General features: G+C 65.1%; 20 protein-coding genes. 10 read left to right on the plus strand and 10 right to left on the minus strand.

Annotated features, from left to right (window positions below; all coding sequences use genetic code 11):
• The first annotated feature begins 152 nt into the window (after positions 1-152).
• From AC1VVK_RS13960 to AC1VVK_RS13970, 3 genes are read left to right on the plus strand one after another with little or no spacing between them, the layout of a single operon-like run.
• A complete protein-coding gene (locus AC1VVK_RS13960) occupies positions 153-1,151 on the plus strand; it encodes a GNAT family N-acetyltransferase (RefSeq protein WP_482903443.1) in 999 nt (332 codons plus the stop codon).
• Positions 1,148-1,984, plus strand: coding sequence for a proline dehydrogenase (locus AC1VVK_RS13965; RefSeq protein WP_482903444.1), 837 nt, complete (start codon positions 1,148-1,150; stop codon positions 1,982-1,984). The genes AC1VVK_RS13960 and AC1VVK_RS13965 overlap by 4 nt, the downstream gene beginning before the upstream one ends.
• Positions 1,981-2,349, plus strand: coding sequence for a hypothetical protein (locus tag AC1VVK_RS13970; protein WP_482903445.1), 369 nt, complete (start codon positions 1,981-1,983; stop codon positions 2,347-2,349). Before AC1VVK_RS13965 ends, AC1VVK_RS13970 begins: the two co-directional genes overlap by 4 nt.
• Positions 2,350-2,436: 87 nt before the next feature.
• Here AC1VVK_RS13970 and AC1VVK_RS13975 read toward each other — a convergent pair whose 3' ends face one another.
• From AC1VVK_RS13975 to cobA, 5 genes are all read right to left on the minus strand, one after another.
• Positions 2,437-3,240 (minus strand): phosphoadenylyl-sulfate reductase, encoded by an 804-nt coding sequence (locus tag AC1VVK_RS13975; RefSeq protein ID WP_132389142.1) that lies wholly within the window; start codon positions 3,238-3,240, stop codon positions 2,437-2,439.
• A 46-nt stretch (positions 3,241-3,286) separates the two neighbouring features.
• Positions 3,287-3,718: a DUF934 domain-containing protein gene (locus AC1VVK_RS13980; protein WP_482903446.1), complete on the minus strand. Its 432-nt coding sequence runs from the start codon at positions 3,716-3,718 to the stop codon at positions 3,287-3,289.
• Between the two features lie 86 nt (positions 3,719-3,804).
• Complete coding sequence (locus AC1VVK_RS13985) at positions 3,805-5,439, minus strand: nitrite/sulfite reductase (protein WP_482903447.1); 1,635 nt, start codon at positions 5,437-5,439, stop codon at positions 3,805-3,807.
• The gene (locus AC1VVK_RS13990; protein ID WP_132389148.1) at positions 5,439-5,735 is read right to left on the minus strand and encodes a DUF2849 domain-containing protein; all 297 of its coding nucleotides are present in this window, start codon (positions 5,733-5,735) and stop codon (positions 5,439-5,441) included. The genes AC1VVK_RS13985 and AC1VVK_RS13990 overlap by 1 nt, the downstream gene beginning before the upstream one ends.
• Entirely contained in the window at positions 5,732-6,505 is a 774-nt protein-coding gene (gene cobA / locus AC1VVK_RS13995) for a uroporphyrinogen-III C-methyltransferase (RefSeq protein WP_482903448.1), read from the minus strand. Before cobA ends, AC1VVK_RS13990 begins: the two co-directional genes overlap by 4 nt.
• A gap of 549 nt (positions 6,506-7,054) precedes the next feature.
• Here cobA and AC1VVK_RS14000 point away from each other — a divergent pair.
• Both AC1VVK_RS14000 and AC1VVK_RS14005 read left to right on the plus strand, forming a co-directional pair.
• On the plus strand, positions 7,055-7,774 hold the full coding sequence (locus AC1VVK_RS14000; protein WP_132389152.1) for a helix-turn-helix domain-containing protein: 720 nt from the start codon (positions 7,055-7,057) through the stop codon (positions 7,772-7,774).
• Positions 7,775-8,060: 286 nt separating this feature from the next.
• On the plus strand, positions 8,061-8,960 hold the full coding sequence (locus AC1VVK_RS14005) for a GGDEF domain-containing protein (protein WP_132389154.1): 900 nt from the start codon (positions 8,061-8,063) through the stop codon (positions 8,958-8,960).
• A 165-nt stretch (positions 8,961-9,125) separates the two neighbouring features.
• Here AC1VVK_RS14005 and metC read toward each other — a convergent pair whose 3' ends face one another.
• Together metC and AC1VVK_RS14015 are read right to left on the minus strand one after the other, a co-directional pair.
• Positions 9,126-10,358: a cystathionine beta-lyase gene (gene metC, locus AC1VVK_RS14010; protein ID WP_482905171.1), complete on the minus strand. Its 1,233-nt coding sequence runs from the start codon at positions 10,356-10,358 to the stop codon at positions 9,126-9,128.
• A 61-nt stretch (positions 10,359-10,419) separates the two neighbouring features.
• Positions 10,420-11,712 (minus strand): hypothetical protein, encoded by a 1,293-nt coding sequence (locus AC1VVK_RS14015; protein WP_482903449.1) that lies wholly within the window; start codon positions 11,710-11,712, stop codon positions 10,420-10,422.
• Between the two features lie 189 nt (positions 11,713-11,901).
• Between AC1VVK_RS14015 and queF the strand changes: the two genes are divergently transcribed.
• A complete protein-coding gene (gene queF / locus AC1VVK_RS14020; protein WP_207904722.1) occupies positions 11,902-12,363 on the plus strand; it encodes a preQ(1) synthase in 462 nt (153 codons plus the stop codon).
• A gap of 312 nt (positions 12,364-12,675) precedes the next feature.
• Here the strand turns inward: queF and AC1VVK_RS14025 are convergent, their stop codons facing one another.
• Entirely contained in the window at positions 12,676-12,942 is a 267-nt protein-coding gene (locus AC1VVK_RS14025; RefSeq protein ID WP_482903450.1) for a hypothetical protein, read from the minus strand.
• A 118-nt stretch (positions 12,943-13,060) separates the two neighbouring features.
• Between AC1VVK_RS14025 and AC1VVK_RS14030 the strand changes: the two genes are divergently transcribed.
• Entirely contained in the window at positions 13,061-14,626 is a 1,566-nt protein-coding gene (locus tag AC1VVK_RS14030; RefSeq protein WP_132389162.1) for a bifunctional GNAT family N-acetyltransferase/carbon-nitrogen hydrolase family protein, read from the plus strand.
• A gap of 460 nt (positions 14,627-15,086) precedes the next feature.
• On the opposite strand, the gene AC1VVK_RS14035 is transcribed toward AC1VVK_RS14030, so the two are convergent.
• Together AC1VVK_RS14035 and AC1VVK_RS14040 are read right to left on the minus strand one after the other, a co-directional pair.
• Positions 15,087-16,370: a cyclic di-GMP phosphodiesterase gene (locus AC1VVK_RS14035; protein ID WP_482903451.1), complete on the minus strand. Its 1,284-nt coding sequence runs from the start codon at positions 16,368-16,370 to the stop codon at positions 15,087-15,089.
• 151 nt (positions 16,371-16,521) lie between these two features.
• Entirely contained in the window at positions 16,522-18,174 is a 1,653-nt protein-coding gene (locus tag AC1VVK_RS14040; protein ID WP_482903452.1) for an alpha-amylase family glycosyl hydrolase, read from the minus strand.
• 322 nt (positions 18,175-18,496) lie between these two features.
• Between AC1VVK_RS14040 and AC1VVK_RS14045 the strand changes: the two genes are divergently transcribed.
• Genes AC1VVK_RS14045 through glgC form a run of 3 tightly spaced genes read left to right on the plus strand, consistent with a single transcriptional unit; the run spans position 18,497 to position 24,376 of the window.
• Positions 18,497-20,878, plus strand: a complete 2,382-nt coding sequence (locus AC1VVK_RS14045; RefSeq protein ID WP_482905172.1) for a glycogen/starch/alpha-glucan phosphorylase — start codon at positions 18,497-18,499, stop codon at positions 20,876-20,878.
• A gap of 14 nt (positions 20,879-20,892) precedes the next feature.
• Positions 20,893-23,067, plus strand: coding sequence for a 1,4-alpha-glucan branching protein GlgB (gene glgB / locus AC1VVK_RS14050; RefSeq protein WP_482905173.1), 2,175 nt, complete (start codon positions 20,893-20,895; stop codon positions 23,065-23,067).
• A gap of 49 nt (positions 23,068-23,116) precedes the next feature.
• Positions 23,117-24,376 (plus strand): glucose-1-phosphate adenylyltransferase, encoded by a 1,260-nt coding sequence (gene glgC, locus AC1VVK_RS14055; protein ID WP_132389170.1) that lies wholly within the window; start codon positions 23,117-23,119, stop codon positions 24,374-24,376.

Raw genomic sequence — 24,376 nt, forward strand, 5'->3', positions numbered from 1 at the left:
GGCGACCAACATGTCGCCAAGGGAATCGCTGCGTGCGCCATGAAACACCAGAGGCCGAACGGAGGGCCGGACCGGAAAGGTCCGGACTGAAGGCGCGCCTGCGTGTCCCGCGCGGCTCATCCGGCGACGTTCCGCAGGAAGATTGGCGCCGCTTGGAGGCAAGCGCCCGGCTGCCGTCGCAGATGCTCGCGTTCTACGAAGCGCTTGTCGCCACCATGCTGGCGGGCTGCGTGCGACGCGTGGTGGCGATCCGTGAGAGTGGTCGGCCCATCGCGCTGCTGCCGCTGTGCCGCCGGCCGGGCTGGTTCGGGCGCTGGCATGTGGCGGGTGAGCGACAGGTCTACGAACCGGTCGATGCGCTGTGCCGCGATGATGTGGCCGCCGCCGCGCTGGGGCAGGAGCTGGCGCGGCTCAGGCGTCCGTTGCGGTTGGAGCGGGTGCCGACGGATTCTCCCCTGGTGGCGGCGCTCGGCACGGCGATGAAGGGCAGGGGCCTGCTGGTCGTCCGCCCCGCCACGGGATGCCCGACGATTGCCATAGACCCCGCCGCGCCCGATCCCGAGGCGCGCTTCAACGCGGGCCGCCGCTCCGATTTCCGCCGGGCCCGCCGCCGGGCGGAGGCCGAAGGCGAAGTCACTTTTGAAATGCACGCGCCCAGCCGCGCCACGTTCGACGCCCTGTTCGACGAGGCGGTGGAGATCGAACGGAGCGGCTGGAAGGGCGATGCGGGTACGGCTTTGGGATGCGATCCGGTCAAGGCTGCGTTCTTCCGCGATTTTCTGAGCCGCGCGAGTGGGGAGGGTGCCTGCCGCGTGGCCTTCATGCGGATCGGCAGCAAGGCCGTGGCGATGCAGCTCGCGGTGGAATTCCAGCGCCGTTACTGGCTGTTCAAGATCGGGTTCGACACCGCCTTCTCGCGCGTGTCTCCCGGCAATCTGCTGATGCTTCATGCGCTGGCCGATGCCACCGGGCGAGGGCTGCTGGGCATCGAATTGCTGGGCGAAGTGGAGCCGTGGATCATGGATGTCTGGACGCGCGAGGCGATGGCCTGCGTGCGGCTCCAGACCTATCCGTTCAACCTCCACGGCCTTGCCGCGCTCGTGGTGGAGGCGGCCAACTGGCTGTGGCAGCGGCGACCGGGCCGCGGATGAGCGCAGGCATCGGCACAAAATTGCGTGTGGCCTTCTCGCGCACGGTGGAGGCTGTGGCTCCCGCGCCCGACGCGGCGGCAGCAGCGCGGGCGGCGGTTTCCTTGCACAGACGGGGTATGGCCGCGACGCTCAGCTACTTTCCGGCGTGGGACGGCGTACCGGGCGGGATCGTGACCGCCTGCGGGGCCCTGTCACGCGCCTTGAACGGCGCGGTTCCGGGCACGTGCCTGGCTATCAAGGCGTCCCCACTCCATTTCGACAAGGACCTGCTGCGCGCCGTCGCCACTCCGGCCAGCGCGGCGGGCATGACCGTGGTGTTCGACGCGCTGACCCACGCGCAGGCGGGGCCGACGCTCGATCTGGTCGAGTGGCTGGCCGGCGAATACGGCACAAGCGGCACTGCGCTCCCTGCCCGCTGGCAGCGCAGCGCGGCCGACGCCGAACGCTTGCGCGACGCGCCCGTGCGCATCCGTCTGGTCAAGGGCGAGTGGGCCGATCCGGATAGCGACGCGGGCGACCTTTCGGTGGCATTTCTCGAATTGGTGCGCCTGCTCGCCGGACGATCCGCGCCGGTGGGCGTAGCCACGCACGACCCGACTCTGGCCCGCGCGGCGCTGGAGATCCTGAGAGCCTCGGGTACCCCCTGCGAACTGGAACAGTTGCGCGGCCTTCCCATGAAGCGCAGCAGCCGGGTGGCGGTCGAACTCGGCGCGCCAGTGCGGCTCTACTGGCCCTTCGGCCCGGGCTGGTGGCCCTACGCCGCCGAGAAACTGGTCGAACGGCCTTATCTGCCGAAGTGGTGGGTGCAGGATCGCTTGAAGGGCAAGCGATGAAGGTTCGGTCATATCTTCTCGACCTTGCCGTGCTTTTGGCAGTTTCCGGCTGCGCCACAACGAACGATGAAGATCGCCGGAAGATACAGGCTCTGGATGATGTCTCGCTTTGGCGTTCTTCGATTGCGGATGGGGCCTTCAACGAGGCGCGTTGCCGAGGGATGAGTGCTCGTCAAGCGGAGGCATGGTACAAAATGCGATTTGCTGACCGGGAAAAGCGCATCGATAAAGCAATGAAGGTCCGTTATGGCGGTTTGCCGGACGTGTATATCATCCCGATTAGTCGCAGGTGCCCATCTTATCGGGGGGCGATTGATCGCCATGAAATGAGACTGAGCGTCCTCGAACAACGTCTCGGCCTTTGAAGATCTAAACGTTCGGCGCCGGTCTGGGCGAATGAGTAGGCAAGATGGATGATAGGAAGTCCGCCGACAGCAGACTTCCTACCAAACTCACAGATCCAGCCCGAACTCCGGCGCGTTCTGGTCGGTGTGGTCGGTCGTGGGATGGGCGACGTGGATGCCGCATTCGGTCTTGTCCCACCCGCGCCAGCGGCCCGAGCGGGGGTCTTCGCCTGCCGCCACCTTGCTGGTGCAGGGCATGCAGCCGATCGACGGATAGCCCTGCGCCACCAGCGGATGCGGGGGCAGGTCGTGCTCGGCGATATAGGCGGCGATGCGGTCCGGGTTCCAGTCGATCAGCGGGTTGACCTTCAGGCGCCCCTGCGCGTCGGTCGTGTCGATCTCGAAGCGCGGCAGTGTGGCGCGGGTCGAGTTCTGGAACGCCTTGCGGCCGGTGAAGGAGGCGTCGTAGTTCAGCAGCGCCTTTTCCAGCGGCTTCACCTTGCGGATCTCGCAGCAGCCGTCCGGGTCGTAGGACCAGCGCAGCCCGCTCTCGTCCTTCTTCGCCAGTTCTTCCGCGTCGGGCAGCAGGTTGATCAGGTTGGTCAGGCCCAGCCGATCGACCAGTTGGTCGCGGTAGGCCAGCGTTTCGGGGAAGTGCTTGCCCGTTTCCAGGAACAGCACTGCCACCGAAGGATCGACCGAGGCGACGAGATGCAGCAGAACCGCCGATTCCGCACCGAAGCTGGACACGATCGCGATATCGCCGGCCATGCCTTCCTTGAGAACCGTTTCGAGCATTTCGTTCGTGTCGGTGCCGCGGAACAGGCGGTTCAGGCGCACGGCATCGGCCTCGTCGAAACGAGGGCCGGTGTCGATCAGGTCGCGAATGCGAGTCACTTCGGTACGGGTCATCGGGTGGTCCCTTTTGACGGCGATTTTCCGGTTATTGAGGCGGAAATCAGCCGTGGCGCTTGGCCCAGATCGCCTGGCGGCCATCGACGCCGGTGGCCTGGTAGACGTTCTCCCAACGCTCGAACGCATTCTGCGCGTCCTGCTCGTTGAGGGCCTTGTCGGGCGCGAAGGCGTCGAAGCCGCAGCGCTTGAGGTGCGAGAGCATGTCGATCACGAGATCGCCCACGGCACGCAGTTCGCCCGCATAGCCCGCTTCGCGCAGGATACGGGCCGAGGAGTAACCACGGCCGTCGGTCCAGGCGGGGAAGCTCACTTCCACCAGCGAGAGACGGTTCAGATGCGGCAGCAGGTCGCGCGCGTCGTCGCCGGGCTCGATGCGGACGGCGGTGGCGTTGGACTGCTCGCCGAAGGAATCGACGGTCACCGCCGGATCGTTGACCGCTTCGTCTTCACGAAAGCGGAATTGCACATCAACCATGGAGCCCCCGCTCATCCTGAGCCTGTCGAAGGGTGAACGGATTGCAGCGTGCTTCGACAAGCTCAGCACGAGCGGTGGTGGCGGAATCAACCATAGATCGCTTCCTTGAACGGGGCCATGCCGATACGGCGATAGGTGTCGAGGAAGCGTTCCTCGCCCTGCTTGTTGGCGAGATAGACTTCGGTGGCCTTTTCGATGGCATCGACCACGCCGTCCTCGGTGAAACCGGGGCCGGTGATCTGGCCGAGCGAGGTGTCCGCGCCCTCGCTGCCGCCCAGCAGGAGCTGGTAGTTTTCCAGCCCCTTCTTGTCGACGCCGAGGATGCCGATGTGGCCCGCGTGATGGTGGCCGCAGGCATTGATGCAGCCGGAGATCTTCAGCTTCAGTTCGCCCAGTTCGGCCTGACGCTCGGCGCTGCCGAAGCGTTCGGAGATCTTCTGCGCCACCGGGATCGAGCGGGCATTGGCCAGCGCGCAATAGTCGAGGCCGGGGCAGGCGATGATGTCGCCCACGGTGTCGAGATTGGCGGTCGACAGGCCCGCTGCGTCCAGCGCCTGCCACACGGTGTAGAGGTCGGCCTTCTTCACGTGCGGGAAGACGATGTTCTGGGCGTGGGTCACGCGCAGTTCGTCGAAGCTGTAGTCCTTGGCCAACTGGGCCATCAGGCGGATCTGTTCGCCGGTGGCGTCACCGGGGATGCCGCCCACGGGCTTCAGCGAAACCGTGGCGATCACATAGCCCGCCTGCTTGTGGGCATGCGTGTTGCGCTCCACCCAGAGGCGGAAGTCGGGATCGGTCAGGTCCAGCTCGTCCGAGGCGCCGGCCTCGAAGCCGGGATCGACGAAGTGGGTCTTGATCCGCTCCAGCTCGGCCAGCGGCGGCTCGATCGGCTGGGTCAGCAGGTGCGCGAACTCTTCCTCCACCTGGCGGACGTATTCGTCGCGGCCCAGTTCGTGGACGAGGATCTTGATGCGTGCCTTGTACTTGTTGTCGCGGCGGCCATAACGGTTGTAGACGCGCAGGCAGGCTTCCGAATACGTGATCAGTTGGTCCAGCGGCACGAATTCGCGGATCAGCGGGGCGATCATCGGGGTGCGGCCCATGCCGCCACCGGCGTAGAACTGGGCGCCGATCTCGCCGGCGTCGTTCTTCACCATCTTGATGCCGATGTCGTGCAGACGCATCGCCGCGCGGTCGGTTTCCGACGCGATGACGGCGATCTTGAACTTGCGCGGCAGCACCAGGAATTCCGGGTGGAAGCTGGACCACTGGCGCAGCAGTTCGGCGTAAGGACGCGGATCGACGATTTCTTCCGCAGCGGCGCCCGCATACTGGTCGGACGAGATGTTGCGGATGCAGTTGCCGCTGGTCTGGATGGCATGCATCTCCACCTTGGCGAGTTCGGCCAGGATGTCGGGCGTGTCTTCCAGCTTGATCCAGTTGTACTGGATGTTCTGGCGCGTGGTGAAGTGGCCGTAGCCGCGGTCGTACTTGTCCGCGATATCGCCCAGCAGCGTCATCTGCGCGGAATTCAGCGTGCCATAGGGCACCGCGACGCGCAGCATGTAGGCGTGCAGCTGGAGGTAGAGGCCGTTCTGCAGGCGCAGCGGCTTGAACTGGTCCTCGGTAAGGTCACCGGCGAGGCGGCGGCGGACCTGATCGCGGAATTCCGCGACGCGGGTATCGACCATCTGCTGGTCGTATTCGTCATACTTGTACATCAGATCACCCAGTTCACGGCTTCGGGGTCGGACGGCTTGAGCGTCAGATCGGGGCGAACGGTCGGCCCGAGAGCGCGGATACGCTCCTTGATATGGGCGGGACGCACGCCTTCATCGGTCTTCGCGCCATCGACGATATAGGCGCCGACGACATTGCGGGCCCCTTCCTCACGCGCGACAAGGGCGGCACCATGCTCGCCCACGTCGGCGGAATCGTTGACATCCAGCGACCAGCTTACGCCGGTCCACCAGATGACCGCCCCGGTCTTGAGGTCGTTGCCCGTCAGGATCTTCACTGTTGTACTGCCTCCAGCGCTGTTGCGCTTACGATGGTATCGGGCTGCGCGGTGACAGCGCCGATGACGATGAGCGCGGGGCTGGCCACCCGTTCCCGCTCAACAAGGTCTGCAAGGCCGGCGAGCGACGCGCGCATCACGCGCATGTCGCCCCGCGTGGCCTTTTCGATCACCGCGACGGGAACGTCGGGCGTCAGGCCGTCCGCGATCAGCTTTTCGGTGATCTGGGCGGCGGTCGCAAGGCCCATGAAGATCACCAGGGTCCGGCCCTTGCCGGCAAGGCCGGACCAGTCCTGATCGGTCAGGCCCTTGCACTGGCCGGCCACGAAGCTGACGATCGAGGCATGGTCGCGGTGCGTCAGCGGGATCTGCGCGGCGGCGGCAGCGCCCAACGCGGACGAGATGCCGGGCACCACTTCCACCGGAACCCCGGCGGCGCGGCAGGCTTCGGCTTCCTCGCCCCCGCGGCCGAACACGAAGGGATCGCCGCCCTTCAGGCGCACGACGTCGTTCCCGGCCAGCGCCTCGCGCACGAGGAGGGCGTTGATCTCCTCCTGCTTCATGGTGTGGCGCGAACGGGCCTTGGCCACCGAGATCAGACGGGCGGAAGGGCGCGCCATCGACAGGATCGCCGGATCGACCAGCCCGTCATGCACGATCAGCGCGGCATTCATCACCAGCCGCGCGGCGCGCAGGGTCAGAAGGTCCGGATCGCCGGGGCCGGCGCCGACCAGAAAGACTCGGCCAATGGAAGCGGGATTCGGTTGCATGGTGGCGCACATGGTCCCCCCATGAGGCCGATGCCAGCCAGAATGGCTTTGCAGGGGGCAAGAGCGGCTTTAGGGGCTCTGGAAAATGTTTTCGGTTGCAACGATCCCCGCCGCATTCCGACTCTGATCGGGAATATTTTACGGGTGCACTCTCGGTTTTTCCGAACTGTGCTCTACGATAAAACGTGTTTAATGCACAGGACTCGACGTCCGGAGTGCGGTGAATGCATGTCGAACCGCATCAAGATCTTGATCTGGCTGGAAAATTTCGAGTTATGGTGAATATGCATTAGTAAAAATAGATAAGGAACGTCGCGGATAATTGTCAATTGATCTTCAATTGATCTGGCGCAGATCTGGTGCGGGTGGTCGCAAGATGCTGTCCAGGCTTACCTCCTTCTGTCTACAAGTGAACTGTGGGTTCTAAGACTGCGATCGCAGGTGGATAGGGTGGGTAAGTGGTTAGCCGTGTTCCGGTGATGATTAGCCGGTGCGCTAACGGAATCTTAACCCAGGGAGGAGAGCCTTGCGCCTCCTGGAGATCGCGCAATGCCCATTGAGGCACATTTCGAAGTTAACCCCGCAGCTGTCATGACCGACGGCGACCGCATACGTGCACCCCGCCGCAAGCTGATGCTCGAAACGCAAGGATCGAGTGCCACTGCCAGGGATATGCCCGTATTGGTTCACAATTTTTCCGAGACGGGGCTGCTTCTTGAAAGCGATTCCGTGCTTGCACCCGGCGAGACGATCGAGCTGGATTTGCCCGAGGTGGGGCTCACGCCCGCACGCGTGGTCTGGTCCAGTGGCAAGCTCTACGGCTGCGCGTTCGACCGCGTGCTGCCAAGGGCGGCGCTGAGCGCGGCGCAATTGCGCAGTGCGGTCCAGCCCGGCTTCGAGCTTCCCACGAATGGCTTCCCGGATGTCTCCACTGGTGGGACCGGCGGCAATGCCCCGGCGGCCATCGGCGGGGAAAGTCTTGGGGAGCGTCTGCATCGGCTGCGCAAGGAGCGCGGGCTGACGCAGGGCGAACTCGCCATGCGGCTGGGAGTAAGCAAGCCCACCGTCTGGGCCTGGGAGCAGGGCCGGGCCCGCCCGATCGAGGAGCGGCTCGATGCGATCGCCCGCGAGCTGGGTGTGGGCACGTCCGAACTGCGCCCGGGGCGTACTGTCGCTGGGCTTCCAGAACTCATTGCCCGTTGCCGCGAACAGATCGCTGCCGCGGTGGAGACCACGCCCGACAAGATCAAGATCATGATCGAATTGTGATCTTGTCCTGATTCGGGCCGAACAGAGGCGTGTCTTTTCCGAGAAACGCCTTTGCGACTCAGTTACCCAATGGTAAATATAGGAATAACAATTACTTAAGACAAAGTGTGTTAGATAACAGGGCTAACGTAATTTGCGCTTGAGGCGTTGTTGGGTCGCTCGAAGTCGTTCGATTGGTAGTCGGTTTTACTCATTTCCATGGGTGCGCGTCTGCTAACTGCTCGCTTCGGGAGGCCGTTTGTTCCTTGCGATCGTTTTGCGATCCATCGGCACCGGGGCACTATGCATGGGAATGGAATTCACATTCCAGGAATCTTGGACGCTGTACGGCCTTCTTGCGGAGGCCACGTCGGACGTCATCCTCAAGACCAATAGTGACGGTTTCATCGTCCACGCCTCGCCGGGGATAGAGCGGCTTGGCGTGCGCTTGCAGGCGGACCGGATCGGGCCGCATGTGCTCGATCTCGTGGCCGACAGCGCCCGGGCGGCGGTGGCGCGCGAACTCGATGCGGCACTGGCCGGGCAACAGACGGAGCGCTGGGTCGAATTTCCCGCCGTCTCGAACGATGACCGCGACACCTGGTTCGAATTGCAGGCCCGCGCGCTGCGCGACGATCAGGGCACGGTGTACGGCGCGCTGGCGGTCATGCGCAGTATCGACGAGAAGCGGGTGCTCAAGGACCAGCTTTTCGCGGCGACTTACACCGATCCGCTCACGCGCCTGACCAATCGCGCCGCCTTCATCTCGATGCTCGAACACATGGTCGATGCCGGGATGGACGGCTGTCTGGCGATGTTCTCGATCGATTTCTTCCGCACCATCAACATGAAGTACGGTCAGCACACCGGCGATGATGTGCTGCGCGTCTTCGCCGACCTCCTACGCGAGATGCTGCGGAGCGACGACCTGATCTCGCGCATCGGTTCGGAGCGCTTTGCGGTGCTGTTGCCGCGCACGAGCCCCTCGCAGGCGCAGGCGATCTGCAGCCGCGTGGTGGCGACGCTGGCGGACCTTCGCCAGACCGTGGGCGAAAGCCGCATGGCGATCACCGCCAGCGGCAGTGTCGCACAGATCGCCGAGAGTCTGGACAGCACTATCGAGCGTGCGGAACTGGCGCTGTTCTGCGCCAAGGCCAAGGGGCGCAACCGTCTGGAAATGGAGAAGCCGCGCCGCGTGGCGGCGTAAAGGCGCGGGCGTTCCTGCGGATCGCTTGCTCCCAGTCCGAACGCCAGTCCAAAACGGGAAGTTTCAAGGCACCGGGACCCCCGCCTTCGCGGGGGCGACGAAGTGATGGATCTGGCGGCTCATCATCAAATTCGAATGCATGGCCGCCAAAAACGGCGGTGAGACCTAGGCGGCCTTCATCGCCTCCAGCGCCTGCTCGATATCGGCGATCAGGTCGCCCGCGTCCTCAAGGCCGATCGAGAAGCGTACGCCCTGTGAATTTCTGGGGCGGTCCTCCGGGTTTTCCGCCTCGGGCGGCCAAGGCATGATCGAGCGATAGCCGGCCGGCGCGATGGGGATGCAGAGGCTTTCGAAGCCGCCCCACGAATAGCCGATCCCGAACAGCCGCAACGCGTCGACGAAGCGATTGCGCTGGGCCACGCTCACATCCTTGAACACTACGCTGAAGAGGCCGCAGCCGCCGGTGAAATCGCGCAGCCACAGGTCATGGCCCGATGCGTCGGGAAGCATCGGGCAGAGAACTTGCGCCACTTCGGATCGGTCGGCGAGGAACCGGGCGATCTTCAGCGCCGTCTCGGTTCCCTGCTTCAACCGCACCCCCAGCGTGCGCAGGCCGCGCAACGCCAGCGCTGCGTCGTCGGGAGAGACCACGTTGCCCAGTTGCTGCGCGCGGTTGCGCAGCTTGGCGTAAAGCTCCGGCCCGGCACTGGCAGAGCCCATCATCAGGTCCGAATGGCCGCCGACATGCTTGGTCAGCGCCATCACCGTGATATCGGCACCCTTGCGCAGGCCGTGGAAGCCGAGCGAGCTGGCCCAGGTATTGTCGAGCACCGAAATCGCGCCCTTTTCACGGGCGATGCGGGTCAGCGCGGGCACGTCGCAGACTTCCATCGACAGGCTGCCGGGCACTTCCAGCATGACTGCACGCGTGCGCTCCGTGAAGGCAGCCTCGTAAGCGGCAAGGTCGAGCGGATCGAAGAACCGCGTGGTCACGCCGAAGTCGGTCAGCAGGCCAAGCCCCATCGAGCGGGTGGGGTCATAGGCATTGTCGGTGATAAGCAGTTCGTCGCCGGGGAGCAGCAGGGTGAGCATGACGCCGACAATGGCGGCGACGCCGGAAGGATAGATCACCGTGCCCGCCGCGCCAGGCTCAAGCTGGGTGAGGGCATCGCAGAGCGCCCACTGCGTCGGCGCGCCGCGGCGGCCGTAGAAAAAGCGGCCGTCCTCGTTATGGCGCGGCCCTTCGGCCAGCGCGGCAGTGTTCTCGTAAAGATGCGTGCTCGCCCGCCAGACCGGCGGATTGACGACCGCCCCCGTCCAGTCCTTGCGGCGGCCGCCCGCGACCAGCTTGGTGGCGGGGGACAGGTCGTCGATATTTTCGAAGTCGCTCAAGGGAATCTCCGCAGCTCGGCGGGAAACCCTAGTCCGGGCATCAGCGGGGGTCGAGAGGGCCGATGGCCTATTCCGCCGCTTCCGGAACCCCGGAAGGCGCAGCGCCGCCGATCGAGCGGGCGCCTTCGATCTCGCGGGCGAGGATCGGCGCATGGTCGCGCGGGCCGGTGTCCACGCGCAGCGGCGCAAGGCCCGCGCCCGCACCGGGTTGGCCGAGCGAGAACACCCGGCGCTCGATCGAACCGTCGGGCAGCGTGAGGAACAGGCGCACAAGCGGCACGAAGAGCGCGGCATCGCCCTGCCGCACCGCGCGGATGGAGTTGAGCGGCAGCTGGATCTCGCCCTTCACTTCGCGCGTCTCGCCGGGTTCGAGCGCCCCGAAGCGGTGGCGCAGCGGTACCGAGGCCGGATCAGGCGCAAGCTGTTCGGTCTGCGAGAGCGAGGCATGGGCGGCGATCATGTCGGCCGCGACAGACGCGCCCTCGGCCAGCCCCGAGGCGGGCGCGGTCAGCGTAAGCCGGTACTGCAACGTCGCATAGACCAGCGACTGGCGCAGCAGCACGGGTTCGAGCGTCCATTCGGCACGCGCCAAGGGGGCGGCCTTCGGCAAGGGCGAAACGATGGCGGACGCCAGCGGCTTTGGCGCGGGCGGCACGACGGGCGCCGGACGCGGGGCAGCAGTGATGGGGGCAGGCGTTGGCTTCGGAGCTTCCGCCAGTTCGGGAGCGTCCTCTTCCTCGGCTTCCGGTTCAAGGCCGGCTTCGGCCCATGCGGTGGCCGGCGCGGTGCGGCGGCGCAGCAGGGCGACGATGCCGCCAGCCACCAGCAGCAGCGCGATCGGGATCGCCCACCACCAGTCGGGCCAGTGCTCTGCCGTTGCAGCAGGCGCGGTTTCTGCCGGTGCGGCCACGGATGGCGCAGGCGCGGGGCTCTCGCTGGCGGCGGGTCCCGGGACGAAGGGCGAGGTATTTTCCGGCGTCGCCACAGGTTGCGGGCTTGCGGCGGCCGGGGCCGGCGTTGCCGTTTGTGGTGCCTTCTGCGGTGCCGGTGTCGCGGTGGCGCGCGGTTCCGGACGAGCCGGAGCAGGCGTCTGTGCCTGCTTGGCGGCCGCCGGGGGCGGCGGCGCGGCGACTAGGACGGGCGGGCTCGGCGCCGGGCGTGGCGCTTCGGAAGGCGCGTCGCTTGGGCGCACGACCGGGGCCTGCGCGTCGACCGGGCCCTGCGGGCGCGGTGTATCGGTGGCGTTGGGTCCGGGCGGCAGGCTCCAGGTGGCCTGCGCTGAAGCGGGCACGGCGTAGCCGGCCACGATCAGGGCGCCCGCCAGCGCCGCATTTACCGAAAGAGTACCAGTTCTTGTCATTTTGCCCCGCATCATCCCTCCAGCGCGGAAGCGGGCAGGCGCTGAACCTTGTGTTAATGTATGGTGCCGCCGCGACGAGACGAGAGCCATCATAGCCGAACCGGTGGCCGCGGACAAATCCGCCGAACGAGTTTGTACGGATATAGCGCGCGCCTTGAACGAGTCCGCGCGCGAACCTATCAAGGCGGCATGACCGAAACCCCCATGACCCCGCTGCACCTCGGCCAGGCGAGCCATCTGCCCGCCTCGCCCGAGGAAGCCGTGCTCGACTATGTGCCCAACCCGCGTCAGGGCAGCCTCTATCTGGTGCGTTTCGCCGCGCCCGAGTTCACCTCGCTCTGCCCGGTGACCGGCCAGCCCGATTTCGCGCATCTCGTGATCGACTACGCGCCCGAGGCGACCATCGTCGAATCGAAGAGCCTCAAGCTGTTCCTTGGCGCCTTCCGCAATCATAATGGCTTCCACGAGGACGTGACCGTCGGCATCGGCCAGCGTCTGTTCGACGAGATGAAGCCTCGCTGGCTGCGCATCGGCGGCTATTGGTACCCGCGCGGCGGCATTCCCATCGACGTGTTCTGGCAGTCCGGCGCGGCGCCGGAAGGCCTGTGGGTGCCCGATCAGGGCGTGCCGGGTTATCGCGGCCGGGGCTAACCTCTTGTCCTCCCCGGTACGGGGAGGTGGCAGCGCGCAGCGCTGACGGAGGGGAGTTGCGTCTTTAAGCGTCGTCCCGAGTGGAGAATCCCCTCCACCACCCTTCCTTCGACAAGCTCAGGATGAGCGGGAGCGGTCCCCCTCCCCGTGCCGGAGAGGACAGAGACGCCGCTCTCCATATGAAACGGGCCAAAATGAAACGGGGGCGCCGGGCCGATCCGGCGCCCCCGTATTCCCGAGCTTTCCCTCCAGACGGCTTGCGCCGTGTCCCCGGAAGTCCGCGCCGGGTTGCGTTCTCTAACTTGGCCCTTCCTATCGGGCGGCAAACCGCACATCGTTGAACCGCGTCAGATCGACCGTGCCCTTGCCGAGCGCGGCAAGCTGTCGCGTCGTCAGGCACTGGGCATAGACGGTCGGCGCATCGGCGCGCAGGGCGTCCTGCGTGGCCAGCGCATCGTCCAGCCGCGCCGTACAAGCGGCACGACTCTCGTAAGTCTGGACGGGAATGGGGAGGCGCTCGCAAGCGGACCCGTCGTCGCTGCAGCCGAACAGGGCAAGGGCGATGAGGGCTGCGCTCATGATCTTTCTCCTTTGCCCGGTAGAACGGTCGGCACGCCGGAAATATCCCGCCATACAACGAAAAAGACTCGTTTTCGGGGCTGGAACCGCTGGCCTTCCCGCGCGTAAACCTTGGCTCATGGATCAGATCAAAGCCAAGCTCATCATCCGCCCCGCGACGGTTGCCGATGCGCCCGCCATCGCCCGGCTTTCCACCAAGGTCTACGGCAAGCCGGACGGCTTCACCCGCGCCGAAATTCGCGGGCAGGTCATCAATTTCCCCGAAGGCCAGTTCGTCGCCGAGTACGAAGGCAAAGTGGTCGGCCACTGTGCGACGATGATCGTCACCGCCGATCAGGCATTCCGCCCGCATACCTGGGAAGAGATCAGCAACGGCGGCTACGGCCGCCCGCCTGCCGATGGGGGCGACGTGCTCTATGGCTTCGAGGTCTGCGTCGATCCCGATTACCGGCGCCTGCGCATCGGCCAGCGGCTCTATCGCAAGCGCAAGGAAGTCTGCCAGTATTTCGAGTTGAAAGGCATTGCCTTCGCCGGCCGCATGCCCGGCTATTCGCGCCGCAAGCGCCAGTACCCGAACCCGGCGGACTATCTGGAGGCGGTGAAGAACAAGAAGCTGCGCGATCAGGTCATCAATTTCCAGATGAACGAGGGCTACGAGCCGCGCGGGATCCTGCCGGATTATCTGCCCAACGACCGCGAGAGCGGCGGCAACGCCGTGATCATGTACTGGACCAACCCGCTCGCCCCGCGCGACACCGGCAAGGCGATCCCGGGCTTCAAGGAGCGCGTGCCCTCCAGCGTGCGCGTCGCCACCGTGCAGTTCATGATGCGCAAGATCGAGACCATCGACCAGTTCGAGGAACAGGTCGAATACTGGATCGACGTGGCCGCCGATTACGAGAGCGACTTCGTGGTCTTCCCGGAGCTGTTCACGCTGGAACTGCTCTCGATCGAGGAAACCAAGCTGGAGCCGGCGCAGGCCATCGAAAAGATCGCGACCTATACCGAGCGCTTCGTCGAATTCATGCAGCGCATGGCGGTGAGCTACAACATCAACATCGTCGGCGGATCGCATCCCACCCGCGTGAAGCTGGGCGGCAGCAAGAGCGAGATTCGCAACATCGCCTATACCTTCCTGCGCGACGGGGCGGTGCATGAGACGCAGAAGCTCCATCCCACGCCGTCCGAGCGCAAGTGGTGGAACATCAAGGGCGGCTACGGCGCCAATGTGATCCCCACCGACTGCGGGCCGATCGGGGTGATGGTCTGTTACGACAGCGAGTTCCCGGAACTGGCCCGCCACCTCGTCAACCAGGGCGCGCTGATGCTGTTCGTGCCGTTCTGCACCGACGAGCGGCGCGGGTTCCTGCGCGTGCGCTACTGCTGTCAGGCCCGCGCGGTGGAGAACCAGTGCTATGTCGTCACTTCCGGCGTGGTGGGGAACCTGCCGAACGTGGAGAACATGGACGTGCACTATGCCGAAAGCGCGATCCTGACGCCTTCGGACTTCCCCTTCGCGCGCGACGGCGTGGCGGCGGATACCGCGCCCAATACCGAGACGATCGCGATTGCCGACCTCAGTCTGGACGCGCTGCTGACCGCGCGTCAGGCAGGGGCGGTGCAGAACCTGAAGGACCGGCGGTTCGACCTGTACCGGGTGGAGTGGACGCAGCAGCCCGGGTGAGGAGCGGACTGCTCGCAAGTTCTTTGGATTGAGCCTCACCCGTCGTCCCCGCGAAGGCGGGGCCCCCGCCTTCGCGGGGGCGACGGGGGTGTTTGGCTCAGCTTGTCTAGGGCTGGCTCTCCCTCATCCCGCTCATCCTGAGCTTGTCGAAGGATGCTGGATCAGCGCTACGCCGACGGGGCTTCGACAAGCTCAGCCTGAGCGGGTTGGGGTCAGGTCAGACAGTCAATCAATTGGAAAGTGGTTGTGGCTGTTTTGGCGGCGGATCGCGCAGGATAGCCAGATTTGGGAAGATGCGAAACTTCCTCCTCCTTCACGTCATCCTGAACTTGTTTCAGGATGACGATACGCGGGGAACTGCCATTCCTCGATCGTCATCCCAGCTTCCGCAATTTAGGCGCATCCGGAAAGGAAGGTCTTGGATCAGAATCCCCGCTGGCCACCCACCATTCCGCGCGAACTAAACCATCCGCTGGATCTGCGCCGAGATCCGCTCGCGCAGCGTACTGGCCGGGGGCAGGGCGTAGTTTTCCAGCCGGGCCACACCCATGATCGCATCCTCGCCATAGCAATGGGCCAGGGCGATGGTGTGCCCGCCGACGTGACGCCCGGTCTCGGCCGAATAGAACGCATGGACGGTCGGCAATTCCGGCGCCTCGGGATCCTGATCGACGACCATGGCGATGCGGCCCGAGCGCAAGGTCACGAACGAGCCGATCGGATAGACGCCCACCGCCTCGATGAAGCGGGCGACGATCTCGGCGTCGTAGAGGTTCGGCCGCTCGCTCATGTGGGCCAGCACGTGCGACGGGTCTTCCACCGTGCCGGTCAGGGCGCCGCAGCAGGCGAGGTCGTAGAAATCGCAGATCGCCGCCATGCGCGAGAACAGGTCGAGATCCCGGTCGGTCAGGGCGAGTGGGCAGCCGCTGCCGTCAAGGTGTTCGTGATGACGGCCCACCGCGTGCAGTACTGCATCGGGCATGTCGCCGGCGGCTTCCAGCAGGTCGCGGCCGATCAGGGTGTGGCGCTCCCAGAGCCGGGGATCGAGCCGGGCGATGCCGCCAGCCTCGTCGCCGATCTCCACGTCGAGCCGGGCCACGCCGATATCGAGCAGCAGCCCGGCCATCCCCGCAAGCCGCGATTCGCCCGGGGGCAACCGCATCTGCCGCGCCAGCGAGACCATCAGCGCGCTGGTCGCCAGCATGTGGCGATAGACGGGTTCGCTGTCGGACTTGCAACGCATCAGGCCGGAGAAAGCGAAAGGATTGCGCTCGATCGAGGCGTGAATGTCATCGACCACCGGGGCGACTTCGATCACGCGCGGCGCCTTGCCCAGCCGGGCTGCGAGGAAGACTTTGGAAACCGTCTTGCGGGCTTTGCCGGCCACCAGCCGGGCATTGCCGAATTCGCGGCTGATCGGGATCGGACCGGAGCGCAGCGAGGCGCCGTTGGCGATGATCGCACCCCGGGGCGGCGGGACGGAGGCCATGCGGCGCTGCACCGGTCGCATGTGGAACGGCGCGGTCGGCGCGGGGGCGGGCGGGTCTTCGGCGGGAACGTCGGCGCCGCGCTCGGTGTCGATGATGACGGCGTCGAGTTCGCTGTTGCGGACGGTTTCCAGCCGTTCCACGTCCTCTACCAGGAACTGCGCGCGCCAGAACGGGTGGCGCAGCCAGTTGCCGTGGAAGGACTGGATGTACATCCCCAATTCGACTTGCGACGGCGATATGCGCTTGAGAACCATGCCAAACCCGCGATGTGGTGCCGACCCCCGCGATAACGCGGGCAAGGCTGTCTCGACGTTCGCGGTAGGATCAGTAAGTATACTTATTATAGAAGGATTTTGCCGCCGCGGGCGGGATCGCGCGGCAAATCCGATTTCCTGAGCGCAGGCCTCAGGCGATCCCCAGCCAGAGCGCGCCATAAGCGGGCAGATGGTCGTGATCGGCGCCGTTTACCGAGAGCACGATCATGCCCTCGGCCGGTTCGGGCAGGTCTATCGGTTCCGCCGAGAGGTTGAACAAGCAGCGCACCCGCGCGGTCCCCGCGTCGCGCTCGAAAGTCAGCAGCGAACCGTCGGCCGTGCAGTCGATCAGGCTGCCGTGATGGAGCGCGGGGATCGCCTTTCGCAGCGACAGGACATGGCGCGTGAAGTGCAGCAACGATTCCGAATCGGCTTCCTGCACCGCAGCGGCGCGCGCGAGGTTCTCGCCGGACATCGGCAGCCACGGCGCGCCGGTGGTAAAGCCGCCCGATGCGGCCTCTTCCCATGGGAACGGCGTGCGCACGCCGTCGCGGGAGAGAGTGAGCGGCCAGTTGGCGATGGCTTCCGGGTCCTGCAATTGCTCGAAAGGAATCTCGTCCTGAACCAGCCCCAGTTCCTCGCCCTGATAGACGATCACATTGCCGCGCAGCGCCGTGAGCAGCGCCATCTTTACGCGAGCGAAAGCGGGGCGATCCTCGGGCGTACACCAGCGCGAGACGGCGCGCGGAGCGTCGTGGTTTTCGAAGGCCCAGCTTGGCCAGCCGCCGGTTTCTCCGGGAGCGAGTTCCCAGCGCGCCAGCGTCTCGGCCACGAACCCGGCCGTCAGCGCCGGGGCATAGAGGAAGTCGAAGCCATAGGCGCTGTTGAGCCGGTGATCGCCCGCCGTGTAGGCGCGCCGGTCAGCCTGCGGATGATCGCCGCCGATCTCCGCCACGGTGTGGACGCCGGGGAATTCGTCGCAGACCGCGCGCAGTTTTTCGACCACCGCTACCATGCCGGGGTGCGACTGGCTGTACTTCTTGATCTGGTAATCGAAAGGACGGCTGCGCGTGCGACCGTCTTCGGGGGCGGGCGGATTGTTCCGCAGTTCCGGATCGTGCATCGCGTGGTTCAGCGCGTCGAGCCGGAAGCCGTCCACCCCGCGCTCCAGCCAGAACCGCGCAACGGCCAGCACCGCGTCCTGCACCTGCGGATTGTGCATGTTGAGTTGCGGCTGCTCCTTGAGGAACGTGTGCATGTAATATTGCCGCCGCCGCGCGTCCCAGGTCCATGCCGGGCCGCCGAACACCGATTGCCAGTTGTTGGGCGGGGTGCCGTCCTCGTTTGGATCCTGCCAGACGTACCAGTCGGCTTTCGGGTTGTCGCGGTTCTGGCGGCTTTCCGCGAACCACGGATGCAGGTCCGAAGTGTGTGCATAGACCTGATCGATCAGGACTTTCAGGCCCAGTTCGTGCGCGCGGGCGACCAGCGCGTCGAAGTCCGCCATCGTGCCGAACACCGGGGCGATCCCGCAGTAATCGGCCACGTCATAGCCGAAATCGCGCATCGGGGATGTGAAGAAGGGCGATATCCAGATCGCATCGACGCCCAGCGCCGCCACATAGTCCAGCCGGCGGGTGATCCCGGCCAGATCGCCCACGCCGTCCCCGTTGCTGTCCTGAAAGCTGCGGGGATAGATCTGATAGATCGCCGCGCCCTGCCACCATGGGCGGGCGGACGAGTCAGGCGATGTTTCGGCAGGCTCGCCCAGAGGGGTATCCGCAGGGGTATGGTCCAGGGTCATGCGCACCTTTCGCGAAGGCTGGCGGAGCGTGCCGCTATAGCATCGGCGCGGCGGGCTGGCGAATTTTTTGCGGCAGCGCACAATGGCTCTTGCCGCTCTGCAACGCTGTGCTAGCCATGGGGGGGGGAGGAAGTCGGGAAGGGATAGGGATGCTTGCGCAGCCAGGCATCCTGACGATGACGTAAACTGCTGCCGTCTGGCGATTTTCTGTCCGGCGGTCGGCCCGTTCAGGAGTGTGCCCGTGGCTACCGATCCTGTGTCAGACACTTCCGGTTCCGTTTCCGATGCGGGCCCCCTTGCGTCCGTGCAAACCCCGTCCGAGATGGACAAGCACATCGTCAGCGTGCTGCGCAACCGCGTGGGCAAAGACGAGCGCGCGGCCAAGCAGTACGACTGGTACACCGCGTCGATCCTGGCCCTGCGCGACAAGATTATCGACAAGTGGTTCGAATCCACGCGCCGCACGTACGATACGGGCGGCAAGCGGGTCTATTACCTGTCGATGGAGTTCCTGATCGGTCGCCTGCTGCGCGACGCGCTTTCGAACATGGGCATGACGCGCGAGTTCGAGAAGGCGCTGGCCGCGCACGGGCTGGACCTTGCCGCGCTGGAGGAGCTTGAGCCCGATGCGGCGCTGGGCAACGGCGGACTCGGTCGTCTGGCGGCCTGCTTCATGGAGAGCCTCGCCACGCTGGACATCCCGGCCTACGGCTACGGCATCCGCTACAAGAACGGCATGTTCCGCCAGCGCGTCGACGATGGCTGGCAGGTCGAACTGCCCGAGACATGGCTGGCCCACGGCAACCCGTGGGAGTTCGAGCGGGTGGAAAGCACCTACCGCATCGGCTTCGGCGGCGAAGTGGTGGCAGAGGGCGAGGGCGTGTTCTGGCATCCGGCCGAGCAGGTCGAGGCCACCGCGATCGACACGCCCATCGTCGGCTGGCGCGGCAAGCGCGTGAACACGCTGCGGCTGTGGACGGCCAGCCCGCTCGACCCGATCAAGCTGGATGCCTTCAACGCTGGCGACCACTTCGGGGCGCTGGCGGAGCAGGTGCGGGCGGACAGTCTGGTGCGCGTGCTCTACCCCGCCGATTCCAGCCCTGCGGGTCAGGAACTGCGGCTGCGGCAGGAGTATTTCTTCACCGCCGCCTCGATCCAGGACATCGTGCGCCGCCACGTCCAGTACGAAGGCGATATCCGCACGCTGCCGGAGAAGGTGGCGATCCAGCTGAACGACACGCACCCTTCGGTCGCGGTGGCGGAGCTGATGCGGCTGCTGGTCGATGAAAACGGCCTTGAGTTCAACGAGGCGTGGGACTTGTGCCGCCAGACGGTTTCCTACACCAACCACACCCTGCTGCCCGAGGCGCTGGAATCCTGGCCGCTGCCGCTGTTCGAGCGGATGCTGCCGCGCCACATGCAGATCATCTACGCGATCAACAGCCGCGTGCTGCGCGAAGCACGCAAGGCGGGCTGCGACGATGCGCAGATCGCGGCGATCTCTCTGATCGACGAGGGCGGCGAGCGGCGCGTGCGCATGGCGAACCTCGCCTTCGTGGGATCGCATTCGGTGAACGGCGTGGCCGCGCTGCACACCGAACTAATGAAGGAGACGGTCTTCGCCGATCTCCACCGCCTTTACCCGACGCGGATCAACAACAAGACCAACGGCGTAACTCCCCGCCGCTGGTTGCAGCAGTGCAATCCGGGCCTGACCCGCGTGATTCGCGACGCCATCGGTGACGGCTTCCTGGATGACGCGGAAAAGCTGTCCGACCTCAACGCCCATGCCGACGACAAGCAACTGGGTGAGCGCGTGGCCGAAGTGAAGCGCGCCAACAAGGTGGCGCTGGCCGATTATATCAAGAAGACCATGGGCGTGCGGCTCGATCCCGATGCGCTGTTCGACGTGCAGATCAAGCGCATCCACGAATACAAGCGGCAGCTGCTCAACCTGATCGAGACGGTGGCGCTCTACGACCAGATCCGCAGCCATCCGGAGCGGGACTGGGTGCCGCGCGTGAAGATCTTCGCAGGCAAGGCGGCGCCGAGCTATCACAACGCCAAGCTGGTCATCAAACTGGCGAACGACATCGCGCGGCGCGTCAATGCCGACCCTTCGGTGGGCGGGCTGCTGAAGGTGGTCTTCGTGCCCAACTACAACGTCAGTCTGGGCGAGCGGATCTTCCCGGCGGCGGATCTGTCCGAACAAATTTCGACCGCGGGCATGGAGGCCTCCGGAACCGGCAACATGAAGTTCGCGTTGAACGGTGCACTGACCATCGGCACGCTCGATGGCGCCAATGTCGAGATCAAGGACCATGTGGGGGACGACAATATCGTCATCTTCGGCCTGACTGCCGATCAAGTGGCCCAGAAACGCGCCAGCGGTTACAATCCCCGCGAAGTCATCGACGGATCACGTGAGTTGAGTCAGGCGCTGACCGCCATATCCTCGGGCGTATTCTCTCCCGATGACCCCGATCGTTACAAGGATCTGATCGGCGGCATCTATGACCATGACTGGTTCATGTGCGCGGCCGACTTCGACGGTTATGCCGCCGCGCAGCGTTCGGTTGATGCCTGGTGGGAAGATACTTCACGCTGGCGCGCGGCAACGATACGCAATATTGCGAATGTCGGGTGGTTTTCGTCCGACCGGACAATCGCCGAATATGCGAGAGAGATCTGGAAGGTTCTGTGACGCCAAGGGACAGTCTGAAACCACCGGAAAGTGCGATAGAAGCTCTCCTTCAAGGCGTTCATGTCGACCCGTTTTCGCTTCTGGGCGTGCTGCCCGGACCTGACGGCACCTTCGTCCGCGCGATCCTGCCCGGGGCCGAGGATGTCGAGGCGTTCAGCCTGGGCGGGCGGCGGCTGGGCATGCTGGGCAAAGTGGACGATCGCGGCCTGTTCGAAGGCCGCCTGATCGCCAAGCCGCAGCCGATCCGCTACCGCTGTTCGGACGGGCAGCATCAATGGCTGGTTACAGACCCCTATACCTTCGGGCCGGTGCTGGGGCCGCTCGACGATCTGCTGATCGCGCAGGGCACGCATTTCCGCCTGTTCGACAAGCTGGGCGCGCATATCATCACGCATGAGGGCGCGGGCGGCGTCCACTTCGCGGTCTGGGCGCCGAATGCTCGGCTGGTCAGCGTCGTCGGCGATTTCAACGACTGGGATCCGCGCCGCCATGTCATGCGCGACCGCAAGGACATCGGCGTGTGGGAAATCTTCATCCCCGACATCGCTGACTATCGCGCCTACAAGTACCACATCATCGGCGCGGACGGCGCGGAGCAGCCGCTGAAGGCCGATCCCTTCGCCTTTATGTCGGAAATCCGCCCGGCCACTGCCTCGATGACCGCGCACCCGGCCAAGCTGGACTGGGGGGACGAGGCGCACCGCGCGCATTGGGCCAAAGTCGATCCGCGCAAGGTGCCGGTCTCGATCTACGAGGTTCACGCCGGTTCGTGGCAGCGTGACCGGTTCAACTGGTTCCTCAACTGGGACGATCTGGCCGATCGGCTGATCCCCTATGTGGTGGAGATGGGCTTCACCCATATCGAATTCCTGCCGATCAGCGAGCACCCCTACGATCCGTCATGGGGATACCAGACCACCGGGCTCTATGCGCCCAGCGCGCGCTTCGGCGAACCGGCGGGCTTCGCGCGCTTCGTCGATGGTGCGCACCGGGCGGGGATCGGCGTCATTCTCGACTGGGTGCCGGCGCATTTCCCCACCGACCAGCACGGGCTCGTCCGCTTCGACGGCACGGCGCTTTACGAACATGCCGATCCGCGCATGGGTTTCCAGCCGGACTGGAATACGCTGATCTACAACTTCGGCCGGCGTGAGGTGGTGAGCTTTCTGGTCAACAACGCGCTGTTCTGGGCGGACCGCTATCACGTGGACGGGCTGCGCGTGGATGCCGTCGCCTCGATGCTCTACCGTGACTATTCGCGCAAGGAAGGCGAATGGATCCCCAATGCGCAGGGTGGCCGAGAGAACTGGGAGGCGGTGGACTTCCTGCGCGCCGTCAACCGCGCGCTTTACGGCCAGCATCCCGGCGTCATCACGATTGCCGAGGAATCGACCGCATGGCCGGGGGTGACGCAACCCGCTTACGAAGTGGACGATGGGAAGCGCGCCAGTGCACTGGGCTTCGGCTTCAAGTGGAACATGGGCTTCATGCACGATACGCTGCGCTACATGGGCCGCGATCCGGTGCATCGTCGCTATCACCATAACGACATCACGTTCGGGCTGACCTACGCCTTCAGCGAGAACTACGTGCTGCCGCTCAGCCATGACGAAGTGGTCCACGGCAAGGGATCGCTGCTGGGCAAGATGAGCGGCGACGATTGGCAGCAGTTCGCCAACTTGCGTGCCTATTACGGCATGATGTGGGGCTATCCCGGCAAGAAGCTGCTGTTCATGGGGCAGGAATTCGCCCAGCGCCGCGAATGGAGCGAGGAACGCGCGCTCGATTGGGAACTGCGCGATGCTCCGGCGCACGAAGGCGTGCGCAATCTGGTGAAGGACCTGAACGCGCTCTACCGTACCAAACCCGCGCTCCACGCCGGCGATTGCGATGGCAACGGGTTCGAATGGCTGGTGGTGGACGATGCCGAGAACTCGGTCTTTGCGTGGCTGCGCAAAACGCCCGATGCGAAGCCCGTCGCGGTTATCTCCAACATGACCCCGGCGCTGCTGACCGGCTATCGCCTGCCGCTGCCGCTGGCGGGCACTTGGAACGAAGTACTGAACACCGATGCGCTGACTTACGGCGGCAGCGGCAAGGGCAATCTGGGTGCCGTCAAGGCTGCCGATGGCCACGCCACCGTCACGCTGCCGCCGCTGTCGACCATCATGCTGGAATTCGAAGACTGAGGATGCGGCCCACCGTCGGGCCCGCTGTCTGCAAGGGAGAGTGATTGAGATGCGTACCTCCGGATCGCCGCTTGCACGCGACGCCATGGCCTATGTGCTCGCGGGCGGGAGGGGCAGTCGTCTTGCCGAATTGACCGACAATCGTGCCAAGCCGGCGGTCTATTTCGGGGGCATGAGCCGCATCATCGATTTCGCGCTGTCCAATGCGATCAATTCGGGCATCCGCCGCATCGGCGTGGCCACGCAGTACAAGGCGCATAGCCTGATCCGCCATATGAACCGCGCGTGGAACTTCATGCGGCCGGAACGCAATGAAAGCTTCGACATTCTGCCCGCCAGCCAGCGCATTTCCGAAATGCTGTGGTACGAGGGCACGGCGGACGCGGTGTTCCAGAACATCGATATCATCGCATCGTACAGCCCCAAGTACATGGTGATCCTGGCGGGCGACCACATTTACAAGATGGACTACGAGTTGATGTTGCAACAGCACGTCAACTCCGGCGCGAATGTTACCGTGGGCTGCCTCGTCGTGCCGAAGAAGGAGGCGACTGCGTTCGGCGTGATGCATGTCGACAAGGACGACGTCATCACCTCGTTCCTGGAAAAGCCGAAGGATCCGCCGACGATCCCCGGCGATCCGGACAATTGCCTGGCCTCCATGGGCATCTACGTCTTCGATACGGAGTTCCTGTTCGAACAACTCCGCCGCGATGCCGCCGAACCCGATTCCAAGCGCGATTTCGGGGGGGACATCATCCCCTACATCGTCAAGCACGGGAAGGCGCAGGCCCACCGCTTCACCAATTCCTGCATACGCGCGGCCGAGGAAATCGGCGAATACTGGCGCGATGTCGGCACCGTGGACGCCTATTTCGACGCCAACCTCGACCTCACCGACACCGTGCCCAAGCTCAACATGTACGACCGCGACTGGCCGATCTGGACCGACACCGTCGTCGCCGCGCCTGCCAAGTTCGTGCATGACGAGGAAGGGCGGCGGGGCGAGGCAATCTCCTCGCTGATCAGTCAGGACTGCATCGTCTCCGGATCGCTGGCGCGGCGCTCGCTGCTGTTTACCGGCGTGAAGATGGGCAGTTACTCTTCCGTCAACGAAGCGGTGATCCTGCCTTACTGCAACATCGGTCGTCACGCGCGGCTGAGCCGGGTGATCATCGATTCCGGCGTGCGCATCCCCGAAGGACTGGTGGTGGGAGAAGACCCCGTTCTGGACGGGCAGCGTTTTCGCCGCACCGACAATGGCGTATGCCTGATCACCAAGCGCATGATCGAGCGTTTGGAACTCTGA

The organism is Novosphingobium sp. BL-S-32 (assembly GCF_056857055.1).

Excerpts from the sequence above, each read along its gene's own strand:
- AC1VVK_RS14000 (WP_132389152.1), top strand. The coding sequence starts at position 7,055 with ATGCCCATTGAGGCACATTTCGAAGTTAACCCCGCAGCTGTCATGACC.
- AC1VVK_RS13980 (WP_482903446.1), bottom strand. The coding sequence starts at position 3,718 with ATGGTTGATGTGCAATTCCGCTTTCGTGAAGACGAAGCGGTCAACGAT.
- AC1VVK_RS14030 (WP_132389162.1), top strand. The coding sequence starts at position 13,061 with ATGGATCAGATCAAAGCCAAGCTCATCATCCGCCCCGCGACGGTTGCC.
- glgC (WP_132389170.1), top strand. The coding sequence starts at position 23,117 with ATGCGTACCTCCGGATCGCCGCTTGCACGCGACGCCATGGCCTATGTG.
- AC1VVK_RS14035 (WP_482903451.1), bottom strand. The coding sequence starts at position 16,370 with ATGGTTCTCAAGCGCATATCGCCGTCGCAAGTCGAATTGGGGATGTAC.
- AC1VVK_RS14005 (WP_132389154.1), top strand. The coding sequence starts at position 8,061 with ATGGGAATGGAATTCACATTCCAGGAATCTTGGACGCTGTACGGCCTT.
- AC1VVK_RS14015 (WP_482903449.1), bottom strand. The coding sequence starts at position 11,712 with ATGACAAGAACTGGTACTCTTTCGGTAAATGCGGCGCTGGCGGGCGCC.
- AC1VVK_RS14045 (WP_482905172.1), top strand. The coding sequence starts at position 18,497 with ATGGACAAGCACATCGTCAGCGTGCTGCGCAACCGCGTGGGCAAAGAC.
- AC1VVK_RS13975 (WP_132389142.1), bottom strand. The coding sequence starts at position 3,240 with ATGACCCGTACCGAAGTGACTCGCATTCGCGACCTGATCGACACCGGC.
- AC1VVK_RS14040 (WP_482903452.1), bottom strand. The coding sequence starts at position 18,174 with ATGACCCTGGACCATACCCCTGCGGATACCCCTCTGGGCGAGCCTGCC.
- AC1VVK_RS13985 (WP_482903447.1), bottom strand. The coding sequence starts at position 5,439 with ATGTACAAGTATGACGAATACGACCAGCAGATGGTCGATACCCGCGTC.
- AC1VVK_RS13970 (WP_482903445.1), top strand. The coding sequence starts at position 1,981 with ATGAAGGTTCGGTCATATCTTCTCGACCTTGCCGTGCTTTTGGCAGTT.
- AC1VVK_RS13965 (WP_482903444.1), top strand. The coding sequence starts at position 1,148 with ATGAGCGCAGGCATCGGCACAAAATTGCGTGTGGCCTTCTCGCGCACG.
- queF (WP_207904722.1), top strand. The coding sequence starts at position 11,902 with ATGACCGAAACCCCCATGACCCCGCTGCACCTCGGCCAGGCGAGCCAT.
- cobA (WP_482903448.1), bottom strand. The coding sequence starts at position 6,505 with ATGCAACCGAATCCCGCTTCCATTGGCCGAGTCTTTCTGGTCGGCGCC.
- AC1VVK_RS14025 (WP_482903450.1), bottom strand. The coding sequence starts at position 12,942 with ATGAGCGCAGCCCTCATCGCCCTTGCCCTGTTCGGCTGCAGCGACGAC.